The 21,036-nt window shown below is 38.6% G+C and carries 33 protein-coding genes; 1 reads left to right on the forward strand and 32 read right to left on the reverse strand.

Annotation, left to right across the window (positions count from 1 at the left end):
- Nucleotides 1–12 precede the first annotated feature (12 nt).
- The 28 genes from VNN39_RS02620 to rpsJ all read right to left on the reverse strand — a co-directional run bounded on the left by VNN39_RS02620 (nucleotide 13) and on the right by rpsJ (nucleotide 17,918).
- Nucleotides 13–660: an adenylate kinase gene (locus VNN39_RS02620; protein ID WP_017368764.1), complete on the reverse strand. Its 648-nt coding sequence runs from the start codon at nucleotides 658–660 to the stop codon at nucleotides 13–15.
- 151 nt (nucleotides 661–811) lie between these two features.
- Nucleotides 812–2,128: a preprotein translocase subunit SecY gene (gene secY, locus VNN39_RS02625; protein ID WP_017368763.1), complete on the reverse strand. Its 1,317-nt coding sequence runs from the start codon at nucleotides 2,126–2,128 to the stop codon at nucleotides 812–814.
- 70 nt (nucleotides 2,129–2,198) lie between these two features.
- Nucleotides 2,199–2,651 (reverse strand): 50S ribosomal protein L15, encoded by a 453-nt coding sequence (gene rplO / locus VNN39_RS02630; protein WP_003133763.1) that lies wholly within the window; start codon nucleotides 2,649–2,651, stop codon nucleotides 2,199–2,201.
- 207 nt (nucleotides 2,652–2,858) lie between these two features.
- A complete protein-coding gene (locus VNN39_RS02635) occupies nucleotides 2,859–3,908 on the reverse strand; it encodes a BMP family lipoprotein (protein WP_017368762.1) in 1,050 nt (349 codons plus the stop codon).
- 138 nt (nucleotides 3,909–4,046) lie between these two features.
- The gene (gene rpmD, locus VNN39_RS02640) at nucleotides 4,047–4,229 is read right to left on the reverse strand and encodes a 50S ribosomal protein L30 (RefSeq protein WP_003134512.1); all 183 of its coding nucleotides are present in this window, start codon (nucleotides 4,227–4,229) and stop codon (nucleotides 4,047–4,049) included.
- 10 nt (nucleotides 4,230–4,239) lie between these two features.
- Nucleotides 4,240–4,734, reverse strand: coding sequence for a 30S ribosomal protein S5 (gene rpsE, locus VNN39_RS02645; RefSeq protein WP_339007205.1), 495 nt, complete (start codon nucleotides 4,732–4,734; stop codon nucleotides 4,240–4,242).
- A 20-nt stretch (nucleotides 4,735–4,754) separates the two neighbouring features.
- Nucleotides 4,755–5,102 (reverse strand): 50S ribosomal protein L18, encoded by a 348-nt coding sequence (gene rplR / locus VNN39_RS02650; RefSeq protein ID WP_003133759.1) that lies wholly within the window; start codon nucleotides 5,100–5,102, stop codon nucleotides 4,755–4,757.
- A 142-nt stretch (nucleotides 5,103–5,244) separates the two neighbouring features.
- Complete coding sequence (gene rplF / locus VNN39_RS02655) at nucleotides 5,245–5,781, reverse strand: 50S ribosomal protein L6 (protein WP_338997817.1); 537 nt, start codon at nucleotides 5,779–5,781, stop codon at nucleotides 5,245–5,247.
- An 87-nt stretch (nucleotides 5,782–5,868) separates the two neighbouring features.
- A complete protein-coding gene (gene rpsH, locus VNN39_RS02660) occupies nucleotides 5,869–6,267 on the reverse strand; it encodes a 30S ribosomal protein S8 (protein WP_003133755.1) in 399 nt (132 codons plus the stop codon).
- A 333-nt stretch (nucleotides 6,268–6,600) separates the two neighbouring features.
- The gene (gene rfbD / locus VNN39_RS02665; protein WP_338997818.1) at nucleotides 6,601–7,467 is read right to left on the reverse strand and encodes a dTDP-4-dehydrorhamnose reductase; all 867 of its coding nucleotides are present in this window, start codon (nucleotides 7,465–7,467) and stop codon (nucleotides 6,601–6,603) included.
- Nucleotides 7,464–8,417 carry an L-lactate dehydrogenase gene (locus VNN39_RS02670; protein WP_338997819.1) on the reverse strand — a complete coding sequence of 318 codons (954 nt, stop codon included), beginning with the start codon at nucleotides 8,415–8,417 and terminating at the stop codon, nucleotides 7,464–7,466. Before VNN39_RS02670 ends, rfbD begins: the two co-directional genes overlap by 4 nt.
- 100 nt (nucleotides 8,418–8,517) lie before the next feature.
- Nucleotides 8,518–8,919 carry an ArsC/Spx/MgsR family protein gene (locus VNN39_RS02675; RefSeq protein ID WP_096368786.1) on the reverse strand — a complete coding sequence of 134 codons (402 nt, stop codon included), beginning with the start codon at nucleotides 8,917–8,919 and terminating at the stop codon, nucleotides 8,518–8,520.
- Nucleotides 8,920–9,303: 384 nt separating this feature from the next.
- On the reverse strand, nucleotides 9,304–10,905 hold the full coding sequence (locus VNN39_RS02680) for a Na/Pi symporter (RefSeq protein ID WP_338997820.1): 1,602 nt from the start codon (nucleotides 10,903–10,905) through the stop codon (nucleotides 9,304–9,306).
- Between the two features lie 228 nt (nucleotides 10,906–11,133).
- Nucleotides 11,134–11,319, reverse strand: coding sequence for a type Z 30S ribosomal protein S14 (locus VNN39_RS02685; RefSeq protein WP_003129946.1), 186 nt, complete (start codon nucleotides 11,317–11,319; stop codon nucleotides 11,134–11,136).
- 19 nt (nucleotides 11,320–11,338) lie between these two features.
- Nucleotides 11,339–11,881 carry a 50S ribosomal protein L5 gene (gene rplE, locus VNN39_RS02690; RefSeq protein WP_003133751.1) on the reverse strand — a complete coding sequence of 181 codons (543 nt, stop codon included), beginning with the start codon at nucleotides 11,879–11,881 and terminating at the stop codon, nucleotides 11,339–11,341.
- A gap of 19 nt (nucleotides 11,882–11,900) precedes the next feature.
- On the reverse strand, nucleotides 11,901–12,206 hold the full coding sequence (gene rplX / locus VNN39_RS02695; RefSeq protein ID WP_003133750.1) for a 50S ribosomal protein L24: 306 nt from the start codon (nucleotides 12,204–12,206) through the stop codon (nucleotides 11,901–11,903).
- 157 nt (nucleotides 12,207–12,363) lie between these two features.
- Complete coding sequence (rplN, locus tag VNN39_RS02700) at nucleotides 12,364–12,732, reverse strand: 50S ribosomal protein L14 (RefSeq protein WP_003133749.1); 369 nt, start codon at nucleotides 12,730–12,732, stop codon at nucleotides 12,364–12,366.
- Between the two features lie 21 nt (nucleotides 12,733–12,753).
- Nucleotides 12,754–13,014, reverse strand: a complete 261-nt coding sequence (gene rpsQ, locus VNN39_RS02705) for a 30S ribosomal protein S17 (protein ID WP_003133748.1) — start codon at nucleotides 13,012–13,014, stop codon at nucleotides 12,754–12,756.
- A gap of 18 nt (nucleotides 13,015–13,032) precedes the next feature.
- Nucleotides 13,033–13,242 carry a 50S ribosomal protein L29 gene (gene rpmC / locus VNN39_RS02710; RefSeq protein WP_003133747.1) on the reverse strand — a complete coding sequence of 70 codons (210 nt, stop codon included), beginning with the start codon at nucleotides 13,240–13,242 and terminating at the stop codon, nucleotides 13,033–13,035.
- Nucleotides 13,239–13,655: a 50S ribosomal protein L16 gene (gene rplP / locus VNN39_RS02715; protein WP_003133745.1), complete on the reverse strand. Its 417-nt coding sequence runs from the start codon at nucleotides 13,653–13,655 to the stop codon at nucleotides 13,239–13,241. Before rplP ends, rpmC begins: the two co-directional genes overlap by 4 nt.
- A 3-nt stretch (nucleotides 13,656–13,658) precedes the next feature.
- Nucleotides 13,659–14,312: a 30S ribosomal protein S3 gene (gene rpsC, locus VNN39_RS02720; RefSeq protein WP_003133744.1), complete on the reverse strand. Its 654-nt coding sequence runs from the start codon at nucleotides 14,310–14,312 to the stop codon at nucleotides 13,659–13,661.
- A 12-nt stretch (nucleotides 14,313–14,324) separates the two neighbouring features.
- Nucleotides 14,325–14,672, reverse strand: a complete 348-nt coding sequence (rplV, locus tag VNN39_RS02725; RefSeq protein ID WP_003133743.1) for a 50S ribosomal protein L22 — start codon at nucleotides 14,670–14,672, stop codon at nucleotides 14,325–14,327.
- Between the two features lie 15 nt (nucleotides 14,673–14,687).
- Nucleotides 14,688–14,966 (reverse strand): 30S ribosomal protein S19, encoded by a 279-nt coding sequence (rpsS, locus tag VNN39_RS02730; protein ID WP_003133742.1) that lies wholly within the window; start codon nucleotides 14,964–14,966, stop codon nucleotides 14,688–14,690.
- A gap of 211 nt (nucleotides 14,967–15,177) precedes the next feature.
- On the reverse strand, nucleotides 15,178–16,011 hold the full coding sequence (gene rplB, locus VNN39_RS02735) for a 50S ribosomal protein L2 (protein ID WP_096368789.1): 834 nt from the start codon (nucleotides 16,009–16,011) through the stop codon (nucleotides 15,178–15,180).
- A 15-nt stretch (nucleotides 16,012–16,026) separates the two neighbouring features.
- A complete protein-coding gene (locus VNN39_RS02740; protein ID WP_003134519.1) occupies nucleotides 16,027–16,323 on the reverse strand; it encodes a 50S ribosomal protein L23 in 297 nt (98 codons plus the stop codon).
- On the reverse strand, nucleotides 16,323–16,949 hold the full coding sequence (gene rplD, locus VNN39_RS02745; protein ID WP_003133739.1) for a 50S ribosomal protein L4: 627 nt from the start codon (nucleotides 16,947–16,949) through the stop codon (nucleotides 16,323–16,325). Before rplD ends, VNN39_RS02740 begins: the two co-directional genes overlap by 1 nt.
- Before the next feature lie 22 nt (nucleotides 16,950–16,971).
- Nucleotides 16,972–17,595 (reverse strand): 50S ribosomal protein L3, encoded by a 624-nt coding sequence (rplC, locus tag VNN39_RS02750; RefSeq protein ID WP_339007207.1) that lies wholly within the window; start codon nucleotides 17,593–17,595, stop codon nucleotides 16,972–16,974.
- Nucleotides 17,596–17,609: 14 nt separating this feature from the next.
- A complete protein-coding gene (rpsJ, locus tag VNN39_RS02755; protein ID WP_003129973.1) occupies nucleotides 17,610–17,918 on the reverse strand; it encodes a 30S ribosomal protein S10 in 309 nt (102 codons plus the stop codon).
- 322 nt (nucleotides 17,919–18,240) lie between these two features.
- Between rpsJ and mscL the strand changes: the two genes are divergently transcribed.
- Entirely contained in the window at nucleotides 18,241–18,621 is a 381-nt protein-coding gene (mscL, locus tag VNN39_RS02760; RefSeq protein WP_165711783.1) for a large-conductance mechanosensitive channel protein MscL, read from the forward strand.
- A 38-nt stretch (nucleotides 18,622–18,659) separates the two neighbouring features.
- Here mscL and VNN39_RS02765 read toward each other — a convergent pair whose 3' ends face one another.
- The 4 genes from VNN39_RS02765 to rpmG all read right to left on the reverse strand — a co-directional run bounded on the left by VNN39_RS02765 (nucleotide 18,660) and on the right by rpmG (nucleotide 21,005).
- Nucleotides 18,660–19,937: an MATE family efflux transporter gene (locus tag VNN39_RS02765; RefSeq protein WP_339007209.1), complete on the reverse strand. Its 1,278-nt coding sequence runs from the start codon at nucleotides 19,935–19,937 to the stop codon at nucleotides 18,660–18,662.
- 46 nt (nucleotides 19,938–19,983) lie between these two features.
- On the reverse strand, nucleotides 19,984–20,544 hold the full coding sequence (nusG, locus tag VNN39_RS02770) for a transcription termination/antitermination protein NusG (RefSeq protein WP_003133733.1): 561 nt from the start codon (nucleotides 20,542–20,544) through the stop codon (nucleotides 19,984–19,986).
- A 108-nt stretch (nucleotides 20,545–20,652) separates the two neighbouring features.
- On the reverse strand, nucleotides 20,653–20,850 hold the full coding sequence (gene secE, locus VNN39_RS02775) for a preprotein translocase subunit SecE (protein WP_003133731.1): 198 nt from the start codon (nucleotides 20,848–20,850) through the stop codon (nucleotides 20,653–20,655).
- 5 nt (nucleotides 20,851–20,855) lie between these two features.
- Entirely contained in the window at nucleotides 20,856–21,005 is a 150-nt protein-coding gene (gene rpmG, locus VNN39_RS02780) for a 50S ribosomal protein L33 (protein WP_003134525.1), read from the reverse strand.
- Nucleotides 21,006–21,036 lie beyond the last annotated feature (31 nt).

A 21,036-nucleotide genomic window follows, 5' to 3' on the forward strand; every position in this document is an offset into this window, starting at 1 on the left:
GGTTTTTTATTTTTAGCCAAGTACAGCCTTAATGTCTTCTGTTACTTTTTCCATTTCTTGTCCACCATCAACAGATTTAACTAAACCAAGTTCTGTATAGTGTTTCAAGATTGGCGCTGATTCTTTGATATTTACTTCTAGGCGATTTTTAACTGTTTCTGGAACATCATCGGCACGTTGATAAAGATCATGTCCACCACATACATCACATGTGCCTTCAACTTTTGTAGGTTTGAAGAGTTTGTGATATGTTGCACCACATGTGCGACAGATATAACGTCCGCTTAAACGTTCGACCAAGATATCTGGATTTACTTCAATATTGATGACAGCATCAAGTTTAATGCCAAGTTCTACCAACATTTTGTCCAAAGCTTCTGCTTGGTCAAAGGTACGTGGGTATCCATCAAGCAAGAAACCTGAAGCTTTAATGTCATCCTGTGCCAAACGTTCTTTGACGATACCGTTTGTTACTTCATCTGGAACCAAAGCGCCTTTGTCGATATAAGATTTAGCAAGTTTGCCCATCTCTGTTTCATTTTTCATCGCTGCACGGAACATATCTCCTGTAGAGATGTGATTTACACCGTAATTTTTGACGATAAATTCTGCCTGTGTACCTTTACCTGCGCCTGGCAAGCCCATGATTAACAAGTTCATTGTTTTCTCCCGTTTTCTTCTTACAAGTTTTACTATAGATGCTGCAACTCTTGCTTATGAGTTTACAGACAACATAATATAAATTATACCTTAATATTTTACCGCATTTCTTACGATAAATAAAGAAAAACCTTGCCGAAGCAAGATTTTTTTAGCCTTCAATCGGATTATCCATAAATCCTTTGTAGTTTTTCTTGTAAAGATAACCTTCAAGCTGTTTAACTGCTTGAATAGCCACCTGAATCAAGATCAGAAGGGAAGTCCCTCCAAGTGCAACTATTTTTGGTAAGCCCCAAATGTTTTGAGCAACGATTGGTAAAATCGAGATAAAACCAAGGAATAAAGCTCCAACTGTTGCTAAACGGATAAGTAAACTTGAAACATATTTCTCCGTTCCTTTACCTGGACGAACTGAAGGGATATATGAACCTTGCTTTTGTAGATTTTCTGCCATCTTTTCTGGATTAACTTGTACAAAAGAGTAAAAGAAAGTAAAGAGAACAATCAATAAGCCATAAAGCAGCATCCCTGTCCATGTGTTATAAGAAAGAGCTTCTTGTAAACTGTTTAACCAACCCACATTGTTACCTTGAGCACGCTGCAAGAACTGCAAAATTGTTGCTGGAGCTGTTGTGATAGAACCTGCAAAGATTACCGGAATAACACCTGCTGGGTTGACACGAAGTGGCAAGTATGAACTTGTAGGTGCACCTTGTGTTAACTTTGTGTATTGAATAGGAACTTTACGCTCTGCTTGTTGTACAAATGTTGTAAAGTAAATAATCAATGCTGAAGCAACAACCAAGATACCGACCATTACCCATGACATTGGAATTTGACTCGGGCGAACATTTACAAACCATTCCGTATAAACTTCATGAATGGCACTTGGTATACCCGAAACGATACCCGCAAAGATGATAACAGAAATACCAGAACCAAATCCTTTTTCATTGATTTGTTCACCCATCCATGTCACAACCATTGATCCTGTTGTCAAAATGACCCCAATCATCAAATAAGTTTGCCAGTTAGGATTTTGTACAATATTTGCCGTGCTCATAGCTTGGAAACCTGCGGTAATACCAATAGATTGAGCCATAGCCAAAACTAAAGTAATATAACGTGTGGCTTGATTAAGCTTACGACGTCCTATTTCCCCTTGTTTTGACCACTCTACAAACTTCGGCAAAATATCCATTTGTAAAAGTTGAACGATAATTGATGCTGTGATGTAAGGTGATACCCCCATAGCAAATAATGAGTAGTTTTGCATGGCATTACCAGACACCAAGTTCATCATGTTCAAGAATGGTAAATCACTCAGGGCATTCAAGTTTTCAACATTGATCCCCGGTACTGTGATATGCGCACCTAATCGAAAGACAAACAGAATAAAGATGGTGAAGATAATCCGTGCTCTTACATCTTTTATTTTGAAAGCTTCCTTTAGAGTTTTGAAAAACATAATTTCCCTCTAAACTTTCTTAAAAATTAACCCTATAAAATAAGCGGTTGAAAATCAACCGCCAATTGAATTATTTTGCTTCAAGAAGTTCTACAGAACCACCAGCAGCTTCAATAGCAGCTTTCGCAGCAGAAGATGCTTTAGCAACATTAACCTTAAGGTTTTTCACTGTCAATTCGCCGTTAGCAAGAACTTTGATACCAGATTTAACATCTTTGATGATTTTAGCAGCTACAAGAGTTTCAGCTGTAACTTCAGCACCATCGCCAAGACGGTTCAAAGTGTCAAGGTTTACGATTGCGTATTCTTTACGGTTTACGTTAGTAAATCCGCGTTTTGGAAGACGACGGAACAATTCTGTTTGTCCACCTTCAAAACCAGGACGTACGCCACCACCTGAACGTGATTTTTGACCTTTTTGTCCACGACCAGATGTTTTACCGTTACCAGATGAAGTACCACGACCTACACGGTTGCGAACTTTACGGCTGCCTTCAGCAGCTTTCATTTCATGAAGTTTCATGTTTTCTCCTTATTTTGTACAATGCTGCCGCCTCGCTCCACTCTAAGGAAGGATGGAGTTCAACTCGCCTGTACTTTTTTCGAATTTTGGGCTTTTAAACCTTTTCCATTTTACTAAATTTACTCTGAAAAAGCAAATCATTCCATAGCTTTCTTTTGAGAGACAGAGATAGAAAAAAGAGTATATCTTTCATACCCTTTTTTTATTTTATTTTGCTGGAACTTCAATTTTTCCTGAAACAATATCAGCTTTTGCTGCTTCAACTGCTTTCCAAGCTTCATCTGAAGCATTATCTCGAGCAAGTGTTACACCACCGTTAGAAAGATCATACTTGAGTTTTTCGCCACCAGGGAATTTTCCTTTTTCTGTTCTATTAGCAATGTCTTTAACTGCATTTCCCACTTCTTTGACTGTTGAAACAAGAACAAAGTTTGATTTTTTACCGTCTTTTGATGTATAACCACCTAGGTATTCTTGGTCTTGGTCAACACCAATAACCCAGACTTTGTCTTCTTCTTTTCTTGTTTCATTTAAATTCTTAGCTTCTGTAAACAAGCCTGTTCCAACGCTACCTGCTGCTTGATAAATAACGTCTGCACCACTTGCATACATTGCAGAAGCCATTGTTTTACCTTTACCTGCATCTGTGAAAGATTGAGCATATTGTACATCAACTTTAATGTCTGGAGATACTGATTTGGCACCCGCTGTAAATCCTGTTTCAAAAGCAGCAAGCACGTCTGACTTGATCCCACCGATGAAACCAACATGGTTTGTTTTACTTGTTTTTGCTGCTGCAACACCCGCAAGGTAAGCTGACTGTTGATCTGCAAAAGTTGCAGAGACAACATTGTCTTTACCTTCGATTACAGAATCAATAACAGCAAATTTTGTATCAGGATTATTTTGTGCGGCTTGAGAAGTTGCTTCTTGTAAGACAAAACCAATACTAAACACAAGATCATAACCACCTGAAACGGCCGAATTAAAGTTTGAAGTGAATTCAGCTGGAGAGTTAGATTGGAAGTAGTTAATTCCTTTTCCTTTTGAAAGCCCGTTATCTTTCCCCCAAGCTTGAAGACCTTCCCAAGCTGATTGGTTAAATGAGCGATCATCAACCCCATCGTTACCTAAAACGAGGGCTGCATTAAGGTCTGTTTTTCCTTGCGATCTTTCTGTATTGCGTCCTCCGCAACCTGCAAGTACAATTACTGATGCAAGTGCTACTGTCGCAAGTGCAAAAATTCGTTTGTTCATTCTTCTCTTCCTTTCACATTTAAAAACAATTATACCTTAAAATTTAATGTACATTTTTACTTATTTTATTCGACATCTTGAAAATTTTTACAATTTCCTCAGAAAAAAAGTCCAGATAATCTGAACTTTTTTTAATTATTATTTAACTTCTTCAATTGTTACCAAGTGTGAAATTGAATTAGCCATGCCGCGAAGCGCTGCATTGTCTTCTTTCACAACTGATGAACCAAGTTTACCAAGGCCAAGTGCAACAACAGTTTTACGTTGTGCAGGGATACGGCCGATTGGTGATTTTACCAATGTAATTTTGATTTGAGCCATGATATCCTCCTTATGCCAAATCGCTTACTGATTTGCCGCGGAGTTCCGCAACTTCTTCAGCGCGTTTCAATTGTTGCAAACCTTCAACTGTTGCACGAACAACGTTGATAGCTGTGTTTGAACCTAATGATTTAGATGTTACGTCAGCAACACCTGCGAGTTCGAGGACGGCACGAACGGCACCACCTGCGGCAACTCCAGAACCTTCTACAGCTGGTTTGATAAGGATTTTACCACCGCCGAATACACCAAGTACTTCGTGAGGTACAGTAGTTCCTACCATAGGAACTGTCACGATGTTTTTCTTAGCTGCTTCGATAGCTTTACGGATTGCTTCTGGAACTTCTTGAGCTTTACCAGTACCGAAACCTACGCGACCGTTACGGTAACCAACTACAACAAGTGCAGCAAAGCGGAGACGACGTCCACCTTTAACAACTTTAGTAACGCGGTTAATACCAACAACGCGTTCTTCGAATTCTTTAACTTCTTCGTTTCTAGCCATTTTAATGATTACCCCTTTCCTTAGAATTTCAATCCAGCTTCACGTGCAGCTTCTGCAAGTGCTTGGATACGTCCGTGATAGAGATAACCACCGCGGTCAAATACAACTGCTTCGATGCCTTTAGCTTTAGCAGCTTCAGCAACAAGTTTACCAACTTCAGCAGCTTGTTCTGTTTTAGTACCAGTCAATTTGAGTGATGATGCAGATGCAAGTGTTACAGCTGCTTCGTCATCAATAACTTGTGCATAAATGTTTGTGTTTGAACGGAAAACGTTCAAACGTGGAGTCTCAGCAGTACCTGAGATTTTTCCGCGAACGCGAATGTGGCGTTTTTGACGGAGTTTGTTTTTATCTGGTTTAGAAATCACAATTCTACCTCTTTAAATATTTTATATTTCGATAGTTTTTGCCATCGATTTTCTTGCAAAAAATGCAAGCGGGAAGTTTCTGTTTGTACAGAATTTTGGCAAACTTACATTCACCAAATGACGGATCATAATCTCAAAGAGATTATTTACCAGTTTTACCTTCTTTACGACGTACGAATTCGCCAACGTAACGAATACCTTTACCTTTATAAGGTTCTGGTAAACGACGGCTACGGATGTAAGCAGCTGTTTGACCAACTACTTCTTTATCTGAACCTGAAACGTTGATGTGTGTAGCATCTGGAACTTCGAAAGTGATTCCTGCTGGAGCTTCGATTTCGTCTGGGTAAGATTTACCAACAGCCAATACAAGTTTTGAACCTTGAAGTTGTGCACGGTAACCAACCCCGATCATTTCGAGTTCTTTACGGAAACCTTCGCTAACACCAACAACCATGTTGTTGAAGTTTGCACGAGTTGTTCCGTGGATAGTTTTCATTTCTTTAGAATCATCCGGACGTTTGAATGTTACTTCAGAACCATTGATTTCCATTGTGATAGCTTCTGCAAATGTACGAGTCAATTCGCCTTTAGGGCCTTTAACTGTTACTGTTGTGCCATTTTGTTCAACTGTTACACCAGCTGGCAAAACAACGACTTTATTACCAATACGTGACATGTTTTTTTACCTTTTCTGTTAAATTATCAAGAGTATTACTACTACCTGTTTTCACAATTATAATACTTTCAGCTTACGGGTAAAAGATTACCAGATGTAAGCAAGAACTTCACCACCGATGTTCTTAGAACGTGCAGCTTTGTCAGTTACAACGCCTTCAGAAGTTGAGATGATTGCTGTACCAAGTCCATTAAGTACGCGTGGTACTTCGTCAGATTTAACGTAAACACGGAGACCTGGTTTAGAGATACGTTTCAAGTTAGTGATAACTTTTTCGTTGTTTTTTCCGTATTTCAAGAATACACGGATAACACCTTGTTTGTTATCTTCAACGTACTCAACGTCTTTCACATAACCTTCAGCTTTGAGGATTTCTGCGATTTCACGTTTGATTTTTGAAGCAGGTGCTTCAACAACTTCGAAACGACGCATGTTTCCGTTACGGATACGTGTGAGGAAGTCTGCAATTGGGTCTGTCATTACCATAATGTAATTTCTCCTTATTTGTAGTTTGGGTTTGTTCAATCCCACTTTCAAATTAATGAGGTCTTTTTAAAAAGACCGAACTTATATAGTTTATCAAATTATTTCTCTCGTGTCAATAGGCTCGGGTGTTTCTTCCTCCATTTAATTTTTGAAAGATAAAAAACACAGCTTCTAAAATATACGCTGTGTTTTCTCATTAATAAAGATATCTCGACTAAAGAGTTATTCTTCTCTCTCTTCCGTTTTTTCCTGAAGAACCGAGGTTTTGGAAAAAGAAAATATTTTAAAGACAAGGAAACTTAATAAGATACAAATAATAAGAATTTCCATCATCTATTCTCCATTTTCTAACCTCTGCATAGTATTTAAAGCTTCTTGCCAGGTTGGCACTGAAAAACCAATAGCTTCTGTTTTCTTTAAACTCAATGCGGAATTATAAGGTCGTTTTATATTTGATGCAAGCTCTACTGAAGCAATGGGTAAAAGCTTGACCTCATCTTTGTGTAAGATATATTTTGCAAAATCAAACCAAGAAAGATTTTCAGTTTCAGCTTTTGCGTTAGACAGATGGTAGATGCCATATTCCGGTTTATGCTGCACCAAGTAAATCATAAAATCAGCTAAAGTTCTGGTCCAAGTTGGACAACCAAATTGATCATCGACCACCATAATTACTTGATCATCTTTATTCTTGGCTTTATTTTTCATAGTGGAGACAAAATTATTACCGTAACATCCAAAAAGCCAGCTTGTACGGATGATATAATGCTCGGTAGTGTTGCTCCGCACAGCATTTTCTCCCAATAGTTTTGTATAGCCATAGTGGGTTTGCGGTTGTGGAAGATCGTCTACTTCCCATTCTTTCCCAAGCGCTAAGTCGCCGCTGAAGACATAATCAGTGGAAACATAGAGTAACAATGCCCCCACCTGCTCGGCGGCTTGCGCGATATTTTCGGTACCAACAGCATTGACCTGCTCGGCTAAATGTCGCTCTTCTTGTTCTGCTTTTTCGACCGCAGTATAGCCTGCACAAAGATAAATAATTTGTGGTTTATGACGAGAAAAATACGCATCGACTGCAACTTTATCGGTAATATCTAGCTCGTGTGATCCCGTAGCCAGATAAGGAATTCTTTGTGCATCAAACCGTAAACAAAGTTCCCGTCCTAATAAACCATTCTTTCCTATAATCAGATTCATTCTTGACTTTCTAGTGACTGAATCACTTCACGCAACAGTTTAACGGAGTTTTTAAAAGCTTTACGTTCGTATGCATCAATGTTTAATTCGATAATTTCTCTTACACCGGTTTGGTTTACAACAGACGGCACACCAGTGAAGATGCCTTCTTCTCCATATTGGCCTTCTAAGTATGATGAAACAGGAAGAACTGCTTGTTCATTATTAAGAATAGCTTTTACTATTCTAGCTGTACTCATTCCGATACCGTAATAAGTCGCCTTTTTACGGTCAATAATTTCATAAGCTGCATTTTTAACCTTGTCTGATAAAGTTTGTAAATCGGCAACTTCTAAGCGGTTGTTTTGCACGATAAACTCAAGAATTGGTTTACCACCAACCGTCGTATGTGACCATACCGCAACTTCTGAATCCCCATGTTCACCAATGATATAACCGTGGATGCTCCGAGGATCCATCTCAAGTTTTGTCGCGAGTTCTTTACGAAAACGTGTCGTATCTAAGGTTGTTCCTGTTCCGACAACCCTTGAAGCTGGTAGACCTGAGGCTTTCCAAGCACAGTAAGTCAGGACATCTACAGGATTAGATGCAATAACAAAGACACCATCAAAACCAGACTTCATTACCTCCTTCACAATAGATTTCATGATTTTCGCATTTGTATCTACAAGTTCTAAACGTGTTTGCCCTGGTTTTTGATTAATTCCTGCTGTAATGACAACCACATTTGCATCTTTGCATTCTTCATAGCCACCAGATTTGACATTTACATTTTCTTGACCCCAAGCAATTCCATCAAGAAGGTCTAAAGCTTCACCCTCAGCCTTTTCCTGATTTACATCGATCAGCACAAGGTCATTGACAATCCCTTGGTTAATCATCGAGTAAGCAATGCTTGTTCCGACAAATCCTGTTCCGACAACGACTACTTTTCTATTTGTTACTTGCATATTTACACTTCCTTCTGTATTATTTCTCTATCTCTATATTAAGCCATAATTAAACATTTGTAAAATGAATTAATTTAATAATAGATATTAATTTATTTAATTAAATTTGGCGTTTATACTGGTGCAGAAAAATACTGCTCATTCGATAATAGCGTGGGGCAAACTGTCGAATATTTTCGGAATGATAGCCCACTAAAAATTTATTGTGATCAACAATCAGAGGTGTCTGTAACATCTCGACGTTTTTACTAAGATAAACAATTGCTTCATTGAAATGCATCTGTTGGAGCTGGAGAATCTTCCAGTGCAAATCCTCGGTGCAGCGTTTCGTAGACTTCACGATGTCATCAATTCCGTTTTCGGTTAATCTAAGCATATACGACAAGTCTTCACAGCTCACACAATCTATCGTACATTTTCGGTAAGGAATATGGTGGGCATTCAGCCAGTTTATCGCCTTTCTACTGGATAAACAAGAGTTGCGATAGTAGATAGTAATCATTTTTTCTCCTTTATTATGTCTGTGTTTTTTCTATAAACATTGTAGAGTTTTCTTTTTAATTTGTAAAATAAATCTATTTAATCTCAAACATTAATAAATATAATCAAAAGTTTCGGTTATTAATTAATATACATAATCACAACTATAAAAAAGATTCATTTTACCTATTTCTGGCTTTGTAGTATACTGAAAGCGTAGTTAATCACTCAATCATGTTAAAGACACCTTGAAAAGTTTTCTGGTCCTTAGAAAAGACCCTTTACCCTAAAAAATTTATGATAAAAAACAATTACAATTCTCTTTTCAATCTGTTAAAAACTTGATTTTAGAGCAGTACTTCCATACTGCTTTTTTTTATAAAAAAAAAGGAATAAATTCCTTTTATTACACTTTATAATCCAATACTTCTGCGATATGAAGGATATCCGTACTTACTTTTCGTAAATTATTAAGAATTCGAATATCTTCAAAGTCTGCTCGTAGTAAATCTCTATTGACTTGAGTAAGATTAAAAATTTCTCGTTCTAACTTTTCAATTTCATAAAGTATTGTTTCTTCTTCCTGATATTTTTTATCTTTAAAGAACATAAAAACTCGATTGAGCATTCTTTCTATTAATGGTACGATGGCCTCCATGACCATCTTAATAGCCAATTCATTTTTTTCCTTGTCGACTTCCTCCTCGGAATAATCATAATCTTTTAGAGTCAGTGCGATGTCTTTTGTACATGCTTCAATCTGAGCCAGATAATTTATTATTTTATACGCTCTTCCGACAGAAATAGCATAACTGTCTTTTAAATCAACTGTATTAAGATTGACAAGTGTACGGTTTATTTCCTGAACTAAGTAGTTAATCAAAGTTTCGTTCGTAAGGATTGTGTTGTCTTTTTTCACACTTTGAGCATTCGTCCCTTCGACAAAATCCTCCTGTACAAGTTCAAATGTTCTTTGAATTTCTTTAAGAATATGCTCGACTTCAATTTCAGGTGTATGGAGTAACCTTCGGTCAATAAATTTTAGTTTGAGCTGTGCTGTACCATCTGGTGTATTTTTAATACTCTTTTCAGCTAGAGCAATAATAAATCTCGAGAGCGGCAGCAAAATAAAAAGTGTTGCAACATTAAAAACAATATGTGCATAAACCAGCTGTAGCGCAATATTCTCGGAAGTATTCTGAATAAGACTCACAAACCCAAAAGGCAAAACAGTCAAAACAGTGAAAATAAGCGCTCCAATAATATTGAACCATACGTGCACCATTGCAGCTCGCTTGGCTGTTTTATTTCCACGGAGTGAAGCTAGGAGAGTCGTCACAACAGTCCCCACATTAAAACCATATAGGATAAATATAGCTTGATGCAAATCTACTACAATCCCCGCAGTAACCATCGCCAATAAAATACCTACTGAAGCAGTTGAACTTTGGATCAAAGCGGTAACAGCAAAACCAACCAATAAACCCACGAGGGGCATTTGCGTATGAGTAAAGAGTTCTGCCATGAGAGGAGCTTCTCTTAAAGGTACCATAGAGACACTCATCAAATTTAGCCCTAAAAATAAGAGCCCAAACCCTAGCAAAATCATCCCCATATGATTGAAAGCTTTGCGCTTCATAAACAGCGTAGCAATCGTGCCGATAAAGATAACAAAGGGAACAATGTCTTGAATATTAAATGTAAATAAAATGCCCGTTAAGGTTGTGCCAGCATTGGCCCCCATAATGATTCCTGTAGCTTGACTCAGATTCATTAATGAAGAATCAATAAATCCTAAAACCATGACCGTTGTTGCTGTCGAACTTTGAATGATAGCTGTTATAATAAAACCTAAAAGAGCGCCAAACCATTTATTCCGTGTTAGACGTTGCAATATTTTTTTTAATTGAGATCCGGCAATCAAGCTTAAACCATCACTCATCAAGCTCATACCGTATAAAAAAAGGCCCAAACCGCCTAATAAGAAAAAGATGTCGTAGATGGTCATCACAAAGTCTCCAGTTTTAATTCATGCTCAATTTGTTATTCCTTATATTTAAGTATATCTCATTTTAATTTCATAAAGAAATAATATCGTAACAAAACCTCTTTTATAAAACAAAAAAACTTTCTCATTTGAGAAAGTATTTTTATATGTTAGAACCACAATCCCCCGTGGAGATTGCATGGGCAATAAGCTAAACTTCTGACATGCCCTTTTTATATCAATTTCAAATTACCAAGATGCTTTCTTAACGCCTGGAAGTTGACCTTTGTAAGCCAACTCACGAAGACAGATACGGCAAAGTTTAAATTTGCGGTAAACTGAATGTGGGCGTCCGCAGCGTTCGCAACGAGTGTAGGCTTGCGTTGAGAATTTTGCAGGGCGTTGGTTTTTAACAACCATAGATTTCTTAGCCATTAGTTATTCTCCTATCCTATTATTTAGCAAACGGCATGCCAAGTTTAGCAAGCAATTCATGTGATTCTTCGTCAGTGTTCGCAGTTGTTACGATAACAACATCCAAACCACGTACTTTATCAACATCATCGTATGAGATTTCTGGGAAGATCAATTGTTCTTTCACACCAAGTGTGTAGTTTCCGCGTCCATCAAACGCTTTGTTTGATACACCGTGGAAGTCACGTACACGTGGAAGAGAAACAGTTACGAGTTTATCCAAAAATTCGTACATGCGTTCGCCACGAAGAGTTACTTTCGCACCGATAGCTTGACCTTCACGAAGACGGAAAGCCGCGATTGATTTTTTAGCTTTAGTAATCAACGGTTTTTGACCAGAGATCAAAGCCAATTCAGCAACGGCTTTGTCAAGGTTTTTAGAGTTGCTTACTGCATCCCCAACACCCATGTTAAGCACGATTTTTTCAACTTTTGGCACTGCCATGATTGAAGTGTAACCGAATTTTTCAGTCAATGCTGGTACTACTTCGTTAGAGTATTTTTCTTTTAAACGATTAGTCATATTCTTTCTCCTTCCCGTCTTAGTCTAGGACTTCGCCTGATTTTTTGTTGAAACGAACTTTTTTGCCGTCAACTTCTTTATAACCAACACGACCAGCTACACCGTTTTTGTCGAGCACTTGTACGTTAGAAACGTGGATAGGTGCTTCGATTTCAAGGATAGCGCCGTTTGGATTAACAGCGTCTGGTTTTTGGTGTTTCTTCATGATAGCAACACCTTCAACGATGACTTTGTTCATTTTTGGCAAAGCTTTGATTACTTTACCTGTTGTACCGCGGTCTTTACCTGCGATAACTTTTACAGTATCTCCAGTTTTTACAAACATTTGATATTCCTTTCTTACGCCCTCTGGGCACCCTACATGTAGGGGACTATTTCTATCTATGATAGAAGTGGATTTATAAATGTGGAATAAAATTCCTTTTGTTGATTTTGACATCAATAGCGGGATACTCTCCCGCTATTTCGACATCCTCTAAATATTAGAGAACCTCAGGTGCCAAAGAAACAATCTTCATGTAACCAGCTTCGCGAAGTTCACGAGCTACTGGGCCAAAGATACGTGTTCCTTTAGGTGTTTTATCGTCACGGATAATAACTGCTGCGTTTTCGTCAAATTTGATGTAAGATCCATCAGGACGTTTAGCACCAGATTTAGTACGAACGATAACAGCTTTAACAACTTCACCTTTTTTAACAGCTCCACCAGGGGCAGCTGATTTTACTGTAGCTACGATAACATCACCAATACCAGCGAATTTACGGCTTGAACCACCGAGTACACGGATAGTCAAGATTTCTTTGGCACCAGAGTTATCTGCAACTTTCAAACGGCTTTCTGTTTGAATCATGCTTTTTTCCTCCTAGTTAGCTTAGATAATTACAGCTTCTTCAACGATTTCGATCAAGCGGAAACGTTTGTCTTTTGAAAGAGGACGAGTTTCCATGATACGTACGATATCACCAGTTTTGGCAGTATTGTTTTCGTCATGAGCTTTGTATTTTTTAGAGTAGTTAATGCGTTTACCATAGACTGGGTGGTTACGTTTAGTTTCTACGACAACTGTGATAGTTTTATCCATTTTGTCTGAAACCACGCGGCCTTGATAAACTTTACGTTGATTACGTTCCATTTATGTATTTCTCCCGATCTATTTAGTCAATTCGCGTTGCACAGTTTTAACACGTGCAATTGTTTTCTTCACTTCGTCAAGTTTCGCTGTGTTTTCGAGACGACCAGCTGCAGCTTGGAAACGAAGTTCAAACAATTCTTTTTTCAATTCAGCTTCGCGTGTAGCCAATTCGTCGATTGACAAAGCGCGGAGATCCTTGAGAAGTGATTTTGTTTCGTTCAATTTCATTCTGCGTCACCTCGTTTTACAAATTTAGTCTTGACTGGAAGTTTGTGAGATGCAAGACGCAAAGCTTCACGTGCTACTTCTTCACTTACACCAGCAATTTCAAACATGATTTTACCACGTTTAACTGGTGATACCCAACCTTCAGGAGCACCTTTCCCTGAACCCATACGCACACCAATAGCTTTGGCTGTGTAAGATTTATGAGGGAAGATTTTAATCCAAACTTGACCGTTACGTTTCATGTAACGAGTCATAGCAATACGGGCTGCTTCGATTTGACGGTTAGTGATCCAGTGAGAAGTAGTCGCTTGAAGACCAAATTCACCGAATGCGATTTCTTTACCGCCTTTAGCTTCGCCACGCATTTTACCGCGGAATTCACGACGGTGTTTTACACGTTTTGGTACTAACATGGATTAATTTTCTCCTTTCACAGATTTTTTAGTTGGGAGAACTTCACCACGGTAGATCCAAACTTTAACACCGAGTTTACCGTAAGTAGTGTCTGCTTCTTCCCAAGCATAGTCGATATCCGCACGCAATGTGTGGAGTGGAACTGTACCTTCAGAGTATCCTTCTGCACGGGCGATGTCCGCACCGTTCAAACGACCAGATACTTGAGTTTTGATACCTTTAGCTCCTGCACGCATAGCACGTTGGATAGCTTGTTTTTGAGCACGACGGAAAGCGATACGTGCTTCAAGTTGTTTAGCAATTCCTTCACCAACTAAGTGAGCATCCAAGTCAGGACGTTTGATCTCAACGATGTTGATGTGAACTTGTTTACCAGTGAGTTTGTTGAGGTCTGCACGGAGTGCATCAACGTTAGCACCAGATTTACCGATAACCATACCTGGTTTTGCAGTGTGCAAAGTAACGATAACTTTGTTTACAGCACGTTCTGTTTCAATAAGTGAAACTGAAGCATCAGCAAGTTTTGTTTGAACGAGTTGGCGAATTGCCAAATCTTCGTGAAGGTAATCCGCATATTCTTTCTCAGCATACCATTTGGCATCCCAGTCGCGAATAACGCCAACACGCATACCAATTGGATGAATTTTTTGACCCACGATTTTACCTCCTTATTCTTTCTCAGCCACTACTACTGTAATGTGGCTAGTACGTTTGTTGATTGGTGAAGCTGAACCTTTCGCACGTGGACGGAAACGTTTCATTGTTGGTCCTTCGTTGACGAAAGTTTCGCTAACTACCAAGTTAGCTTTTTCAAGACCAAAGTTGTTTTCTGCATTAGCGATAGCTGAGTTCATTACTTTAAGAACTTCTGCAGCACCTTTAGTCGGTGTGAATTTCAAGATTGCGATTGCATCCGCAACACGTTTACCACGAATCAAGTCTGTAACAAGACGAGTTTTACGAGGTGAAACGCGAACTGTTTTTGCAGTTGCTTTAGCTGAAGTGATTTCTGCCATTTTGTTCTCCTCCTATTAACGTCTAGTTTTCTTGTCGTCAGCAGCGTGACCACGGTATGTACGAGTTGGTGCAAATTCACCTAATTTGTGTCCAACCATATCTTCTTGAACATAAACGGGAACGTGTTTGCGACCATCGTAAACAGCAATTGTAAGTCCTACAAAGTTAGGGTAGATTGTAGAACGACGTGACCAAGTTTTGATCACTGATTTCTTTTCGGCGTTTTCTTGAGCTTCGACTTTTTTCATCAAATGCTCGTCAGCGAAAGGCCCCTTCTTAAGACTACGACTCATGTTTTTGAGTTCTCCTTTAAATTTGATACCACGCTGGCTACTAGGGCCAGGTTGGCGGATGATTTATATAGACATCTTCTCGACATCTTACTAAAGTTGACAAGTTTTATCAATTTTAGCAAGACGCCGAGAAGGCATCTCAATAAAAATCTTACACACAGATATAAGTTTATCTTTTAAATAAAAGTAATCCTTATCTTATGCTGCAAAATTATTTATCGTTGATACGTTTAACAATAAGTTTGTTAGAACGTGCGTTTTTGTTACGCGTTTTGAGACCAAGAGCTGGTTTGCCCCATGGAGTCATTGGTGATTTACGACCAACAGGTTGTTTACCTTCACCACCACCGTGTGGGTGATCATTCGGGTTCATTACAGAACCACGAACTGTTGGACGGATACCACGCCAACGTGTACGACCGGCTTTACCGTAGTTGATCAAGTTGTGTTGTTCGTTACCAACTGTACCAACTGTAGCACGACAAGTTGAAAGAATCATACGCATTTCGCCTGATTGAAGACGAACAAGTGTGTATTTACCTTCTGTACCAAGTACTTGAGCAGATGTACCAGCTGAACGTACGAGTTGTCCACCTTTACCAGGTTTCATCTCGATGTTGTGGATCAAAGTACCAACTGGGATGTTAGCAAGTGGCAATGCGTTACCAACTTTGATATCTGATTCAGGACCAGATACAACTGTCATACCAACTTCAAGACCTTTAGGTGCAAGAATGTATGATTTGATACCATTTTCGTATACGATAAGCGCGATATTCGCTGAACGGTTTGGATCGTATTCGATTGTAGCAACTTTAGCTTTTACGTTATCAGTTGTACGTTTGAAGTCGATCAAACGGTATTTACGTTTGTGTCCGCCACCATGGTGACGTACTGTAATGCGGCCAAGGTTGTTACGACCAGCGTTTTTGCTAAGACTTACAAGCAAGCTCTTTTCAGGAGTACTTGTAGTGATTTCTGCAAAATCGCTACCAGTCATGTTACGACGACCGTTTGTGGTAGGTTTGTAAACTTTAATTCCCACGATTTTCCTCCTCTATTATTCTGCGTCTTCGCCGAAGATATCAATAGATTTTGAACCTTCAGTCAAAGTGATAATTGCTTTTTTGTAGCCAGGTTTGAAACCTGTGTAACGACCAACACGTTTAGCTTTAGGCTTAACGCTGATTGTGTTTACAGATGCAACTTGAACACCTTCAAATGCTGCTTCAACAGCTTGTTTGATAAGGAGTTTGTGTGCGCGAGCATCTACTTCAAAAGTGTATTTCTTTTGATCCATTGCTTGCATAGAAGCTTCTGTAATAATTGGTTTACGGATTACGTCATAAAGAGACATTATGCAAGAACCTCCTCAATTTGAGACAGAGCTGCTTGAGTAGCAAGAACTTTGTCAGTGTTTACAAGATCAAGTACGCTTACTGAGCTAGCAGTTGATACTTTCACGTTTTTAAGGTTACGAGCAGAGAGTTCTGCAAATTCGTTACCTTCGTTAGGAAGAACAACAAGCACTTTACGTTCGATTGAAAGAGCTTCAAGAACTTTAGCGAATTCGCTAGTTTTTGGTGCTGAGAAGTTCAACTCGTCAACAGCCAAGAGTGTGTTGTCGATAACTTTTTGTGAGTAAGCTGATTTAAGAGCCAACTGACGTACTTTTTGTGGAAGTTTGTAAGCATAGCTACGTGGGTTAGGACCGAAGACAGTACCACCACCACGGAATTGTGGTGAGCGGATTGAACCTTGACGGGCACGTCCAGTTCCTTTTTGACGCCATGGTTTTTTACCGCCACCAGATACGAGTGAACGGTTTTTATGAGCGTGTGTACCTTGACGGAGGCTAGCACGTTGTGAAAGAACGACATCAAATACTACAGTTTCGTTTGGTTCGATACCAAACACTGCATCGTTAAGTGTTACTTCACCAGCTTGTGTGCCGTCTTGTTTAAATAATGATACTTTTGCCATTATAATCTATCTCCTTTCCTTATTATTTAGATTTGATCGCTGATTTAATAACGATCAATGATTTTTTAGATCCAGGTACGTTACCTTTTACAAGGATAACGTTTTGTTCTGGAAGTACTTGAGCGATAACAAGGTTTTGTACAGTAACTTTTTTGTTACCCATACGTCCTGCAAGGCGTTTACCTTTAGGAACTTTGTTAGCTGCAACAGGACCCATTGAACCAGGACGACGGTGGTAACGTGAACCGTGAGCCATTGGCCCGCGTGATTGACCCCAACGTTTGATTGGTCCTTGGAAACCTTTACCTTTAGAAGTACCGGTAACATCAACGACATCTCCAGCTTCGAAAGTATCAACTTTAATTTCTGATCCAACTTCTAAGCCTTCGATTCCTTTGAATTCACGAATGAAGCGCTTAGGAGCTGTGTTAGCTTTAGCTACATGACCTTTGGCAGGTTTGTTAGACAAAACTTCACGTTTGTCATCGAAACCAACTTGAACAGCTTCATAACCGTCTGTATCGACAGTTTTTGTTTGAAGCACAACGTTCGGAGTTGCTTCGATCACAGTTACGGGGATCAATTTACCGTTTTCTGTGAAGATTTGAGTCATTCCCACTTTTTTCCCTAAGATTCCTTTTGACATGAGAATTACCTTTCTTATAATTTAATTTCGATGTTTACGCCACTTGGAAGATCAAGTTTCATCAATGAGTCAACAGTTTTTTGTGTTGGTTCGATGATGTCGATCAAACGTTTGTGTGTACGCATTTCAAATTGTTCGCGAGAGTCTTTGTATTTGTGAGTCGCGCGGATAACTGTGTAGACGCTACGGTCAGTTGGAAGTGGGATTGGACCACTTACTTCTGCGTTTGTACGTTTTGCAGTTTCTACAATTTTTTCAGCAGCAGCGTCAAGGATACGGTGTTCGTATGCTTTGAGGCGGATACGGATTTTTTTAGTTGCCATTTTTTCTCCTTCGTCTATTTGTTAATAGGCTAGCTCAGCGGGAAAACCGACACTGAAGTATGGCAATACTTTCGGGTGTGTCGCAACCTCTCGCTTCGTCGCTAATACTGTAATTTTTACAGCACCTATCTATTCTATCAAAGCGGCTTTGGCTTGTCAAGAGTATAATTCACTTTTATTTAATTTATTTTGCTTCAACTAAAATATGTTCTTGATACGCTTCCCCTTTATTACGCTGATATTTTGCGACAGAATAATTCACATGTTTTTAGAAATACTATATAATAGTAATAAATACATATTAATTTATATAGGAGATCTTATGATTAAAGAATTCAAAGAATTTATTTTACGTGGTAATGTCTTAGACTTGGCAGTTGGTGTTATCATTGGTGCTGCTTTTACGGCCATTGTCACTTCTTTGGTAAATAACCTTATCAACCCACTTATTGGTCTTTTTGTTCAAGATGGTGCTTTAACACAAATGTCAGTTAAGGTTGCTGGTGCAACTTTTGCTTATGGTGCTTTCTTAAATGATGTTTTAAACTTCCTGATTACAGCCTTTGTCATCTTCATTCTCATAAAAGCCATCAACAAACTCTTCCCTAAAAAGGAAGAGGAGGAAGAGATTGTTTCTACTGATGAACTAGATACTTTACGCGAAATTCGTGATCTTTTGAAAGAAAAAGAACTTTCAAAATAAAATTTAATAAAAAACCTCTATTTATATATAGAGGTTTTTTATTTTGTAAGAGATCTTTTTAATCTCCTGTCAAAATTAAATTTTAAAAAAATGAAGCGGAAAAGATTATCTGCAAGTACAGCAAGCCAGATACCTTCTAATCCAAGAGTAAAGGTTTGACTCAGTATATATCCGAGACCCACACGTATAATAAGCATACCAATGATGGTCGTATATAAAGGAAACTTTGCATTGCCTATTCCTTGAAAAGCTGCCGTATAAGTGGTCGTTCCTGTGACAAAAAAAGTTGCCAAAAAAGAAAAAAGAATAACGGTATTACTTGAAGCTATAGCGACAGTATCTGTGGTAAAAAGATTGCTTAAAGATGTAGAGACCAATACAAGAAGCAAACCAATACATAACATCATCCCTGTCGCCAACCAGTAAGTTCTTTTAATATATGATTGAATAGCTACATAGTTATGTTGTCCAAACTCTTGAGCAACCAAAATAACTGTTACAGTAGCTAACCCGAAAGCGGGCATATAGTTGAACTGAGTAATACTTTCCCCAATCGCATTTCCCGCAAAGACACGATCTCCAAGAGATATAATAAGCACCATAATCACCAAATTACCCAAACGCATCGCTAAACGTTTACCAGCAGCAGGAATGGTCAACAAAATCAGTTCTCTACTTATTTTTTCTGAGAAAAAGTTTTTCGTTGGTTGTAAATCCTTATCTTTGAGTTTCTTCCATAGATATAAAAGCGCTACTGCTCTTGAAAGGGTTGCACCTAAGGCAGCTCCCATGATTCCCATGTGAAAAACAAATATCAAAAGAGCTGAGAGAAAGATATTTAGAATATTGGTTAAAAGACTTGCATACATTGGTGTACGGCTGTCTCCATTTGCTCTGATAATAGCCCCAAAACTTGTCATTAAGGCCAGCAAAATAATTGTCCCCCCAACCAGAAGGAGGTACTCTTGACCTAAAGTCGCTACTTCTCCACGCCCGCCAAAAAAATGCACGAGAGGTTGCGCAAAAAGAGCAGTGAGGATTCCAATAGTCCCTCCCAATAAGACCGTCAGTTTTATTCCTGCATTTACCATTTTTTTGGACATTGCACGTGCCAAGAAACTTGATAAAATTGTCCCTAAAGCAATGAAAACGGCCTGATAAACGGTGATAATATTATTGGCTAGTGACACGCCTGCTACAGCTGTGAGGCCAATTCGGGTAACCAGAAAAGTGTCACTAATTCCTACTAGCATTTGCAGAAAGTTCTCAACAACTGCCGGCAGGGCGAATTTTAATATTTCTTTTGTAGATTTCATATACTTAATAAATAAGAGCGCACCCTTAATGATACGCTCTTATTTTTTATCCTTCAACTTCTTCAATTTGGTGTAAGTCAAGTTCTACTGGAGTTTCACGACCAAACATATCGACCATAACTTTAATCTTATCGTCGCCTAGAACTTCAGTAATAGGTGCTTCAAATCCTGAGAAGGCACCATCAATGATACGTACACGTTTACCCACAAAGATATCAAAGTCAATTTCACGTACGACTTTACCCATACCGATAAGGATTTCTTGAATTTCTTCTTCAAAAAGTGGTGTTGGTTTTGAACGGTTACCGTGTGATCCAACGAAACCTGTAACGTTCGGTGTATTACGAACGATAAACCAAGCTTCATCTGTCATGTTCATTTCTACCAAAACATAACCTGGGAAGAGATTTTCTTCAACATCTTTCATCTTACCGTTCACTTCTGAGCGAACTGTTTCTGTCGGAATTTCAACACGAAGAATTTTATCTGCCATGTTATAAAGTTCTGCACGTTCAAGCAAATCTTCTTTTACTTTTTTCTCGTAACCAGAATAAGTTTGAATAACAAACCAGCCTTGGTCAAAACTTGTTAATGTACTTTCGTCCATTGGAGTACCTCTTTATTGTTTTTTATTTTTTTAGTTTCAAATTGATGAGTTCATGTTCTGAACGGATTGTATAAGAAAAAGGCTTTCGCCTCTTTCTTCATTATATCACTAATTACGTACAAATGGAAGCAGATGTTGTACAGCACTTGTGATACCATTTTGTGTTACCCAGTCAAAGATCATCAAAAAGATGAGGAAGAAAACTGTATACTCAATAACCATGAAAAAATCAATGACAGACTGTTTACGTGTCGGCCACGTTGTTAACTTCATTTCTTTGACAACACTTCCAATAAATTTAAACATTTGACTTATCTCGTTTCCTTATGCAAAGTATGCTTGCCACAACGCGAGCAAAACTTCTTAACTTCTATGCGTTTTTCTTTTGCTGTACCTGACAGTTGAAGAGAATAGTTTCTCGAACCGCACACCGTACAGGCTAATCCTGCTTTTTTTAACATGCTATTATTTTAGCAGAACTAAGAGAAAAAT

The sequence above is a fragment of the Lactococcus formosensis genome (genome assembly GCF_037892375.1).
Classification (GTDB): Bacteria; Bacillota; Bacilli; order Lactobacillales; family Streptococcaceae; genus Lactococcus; species Lactococcus formosensis.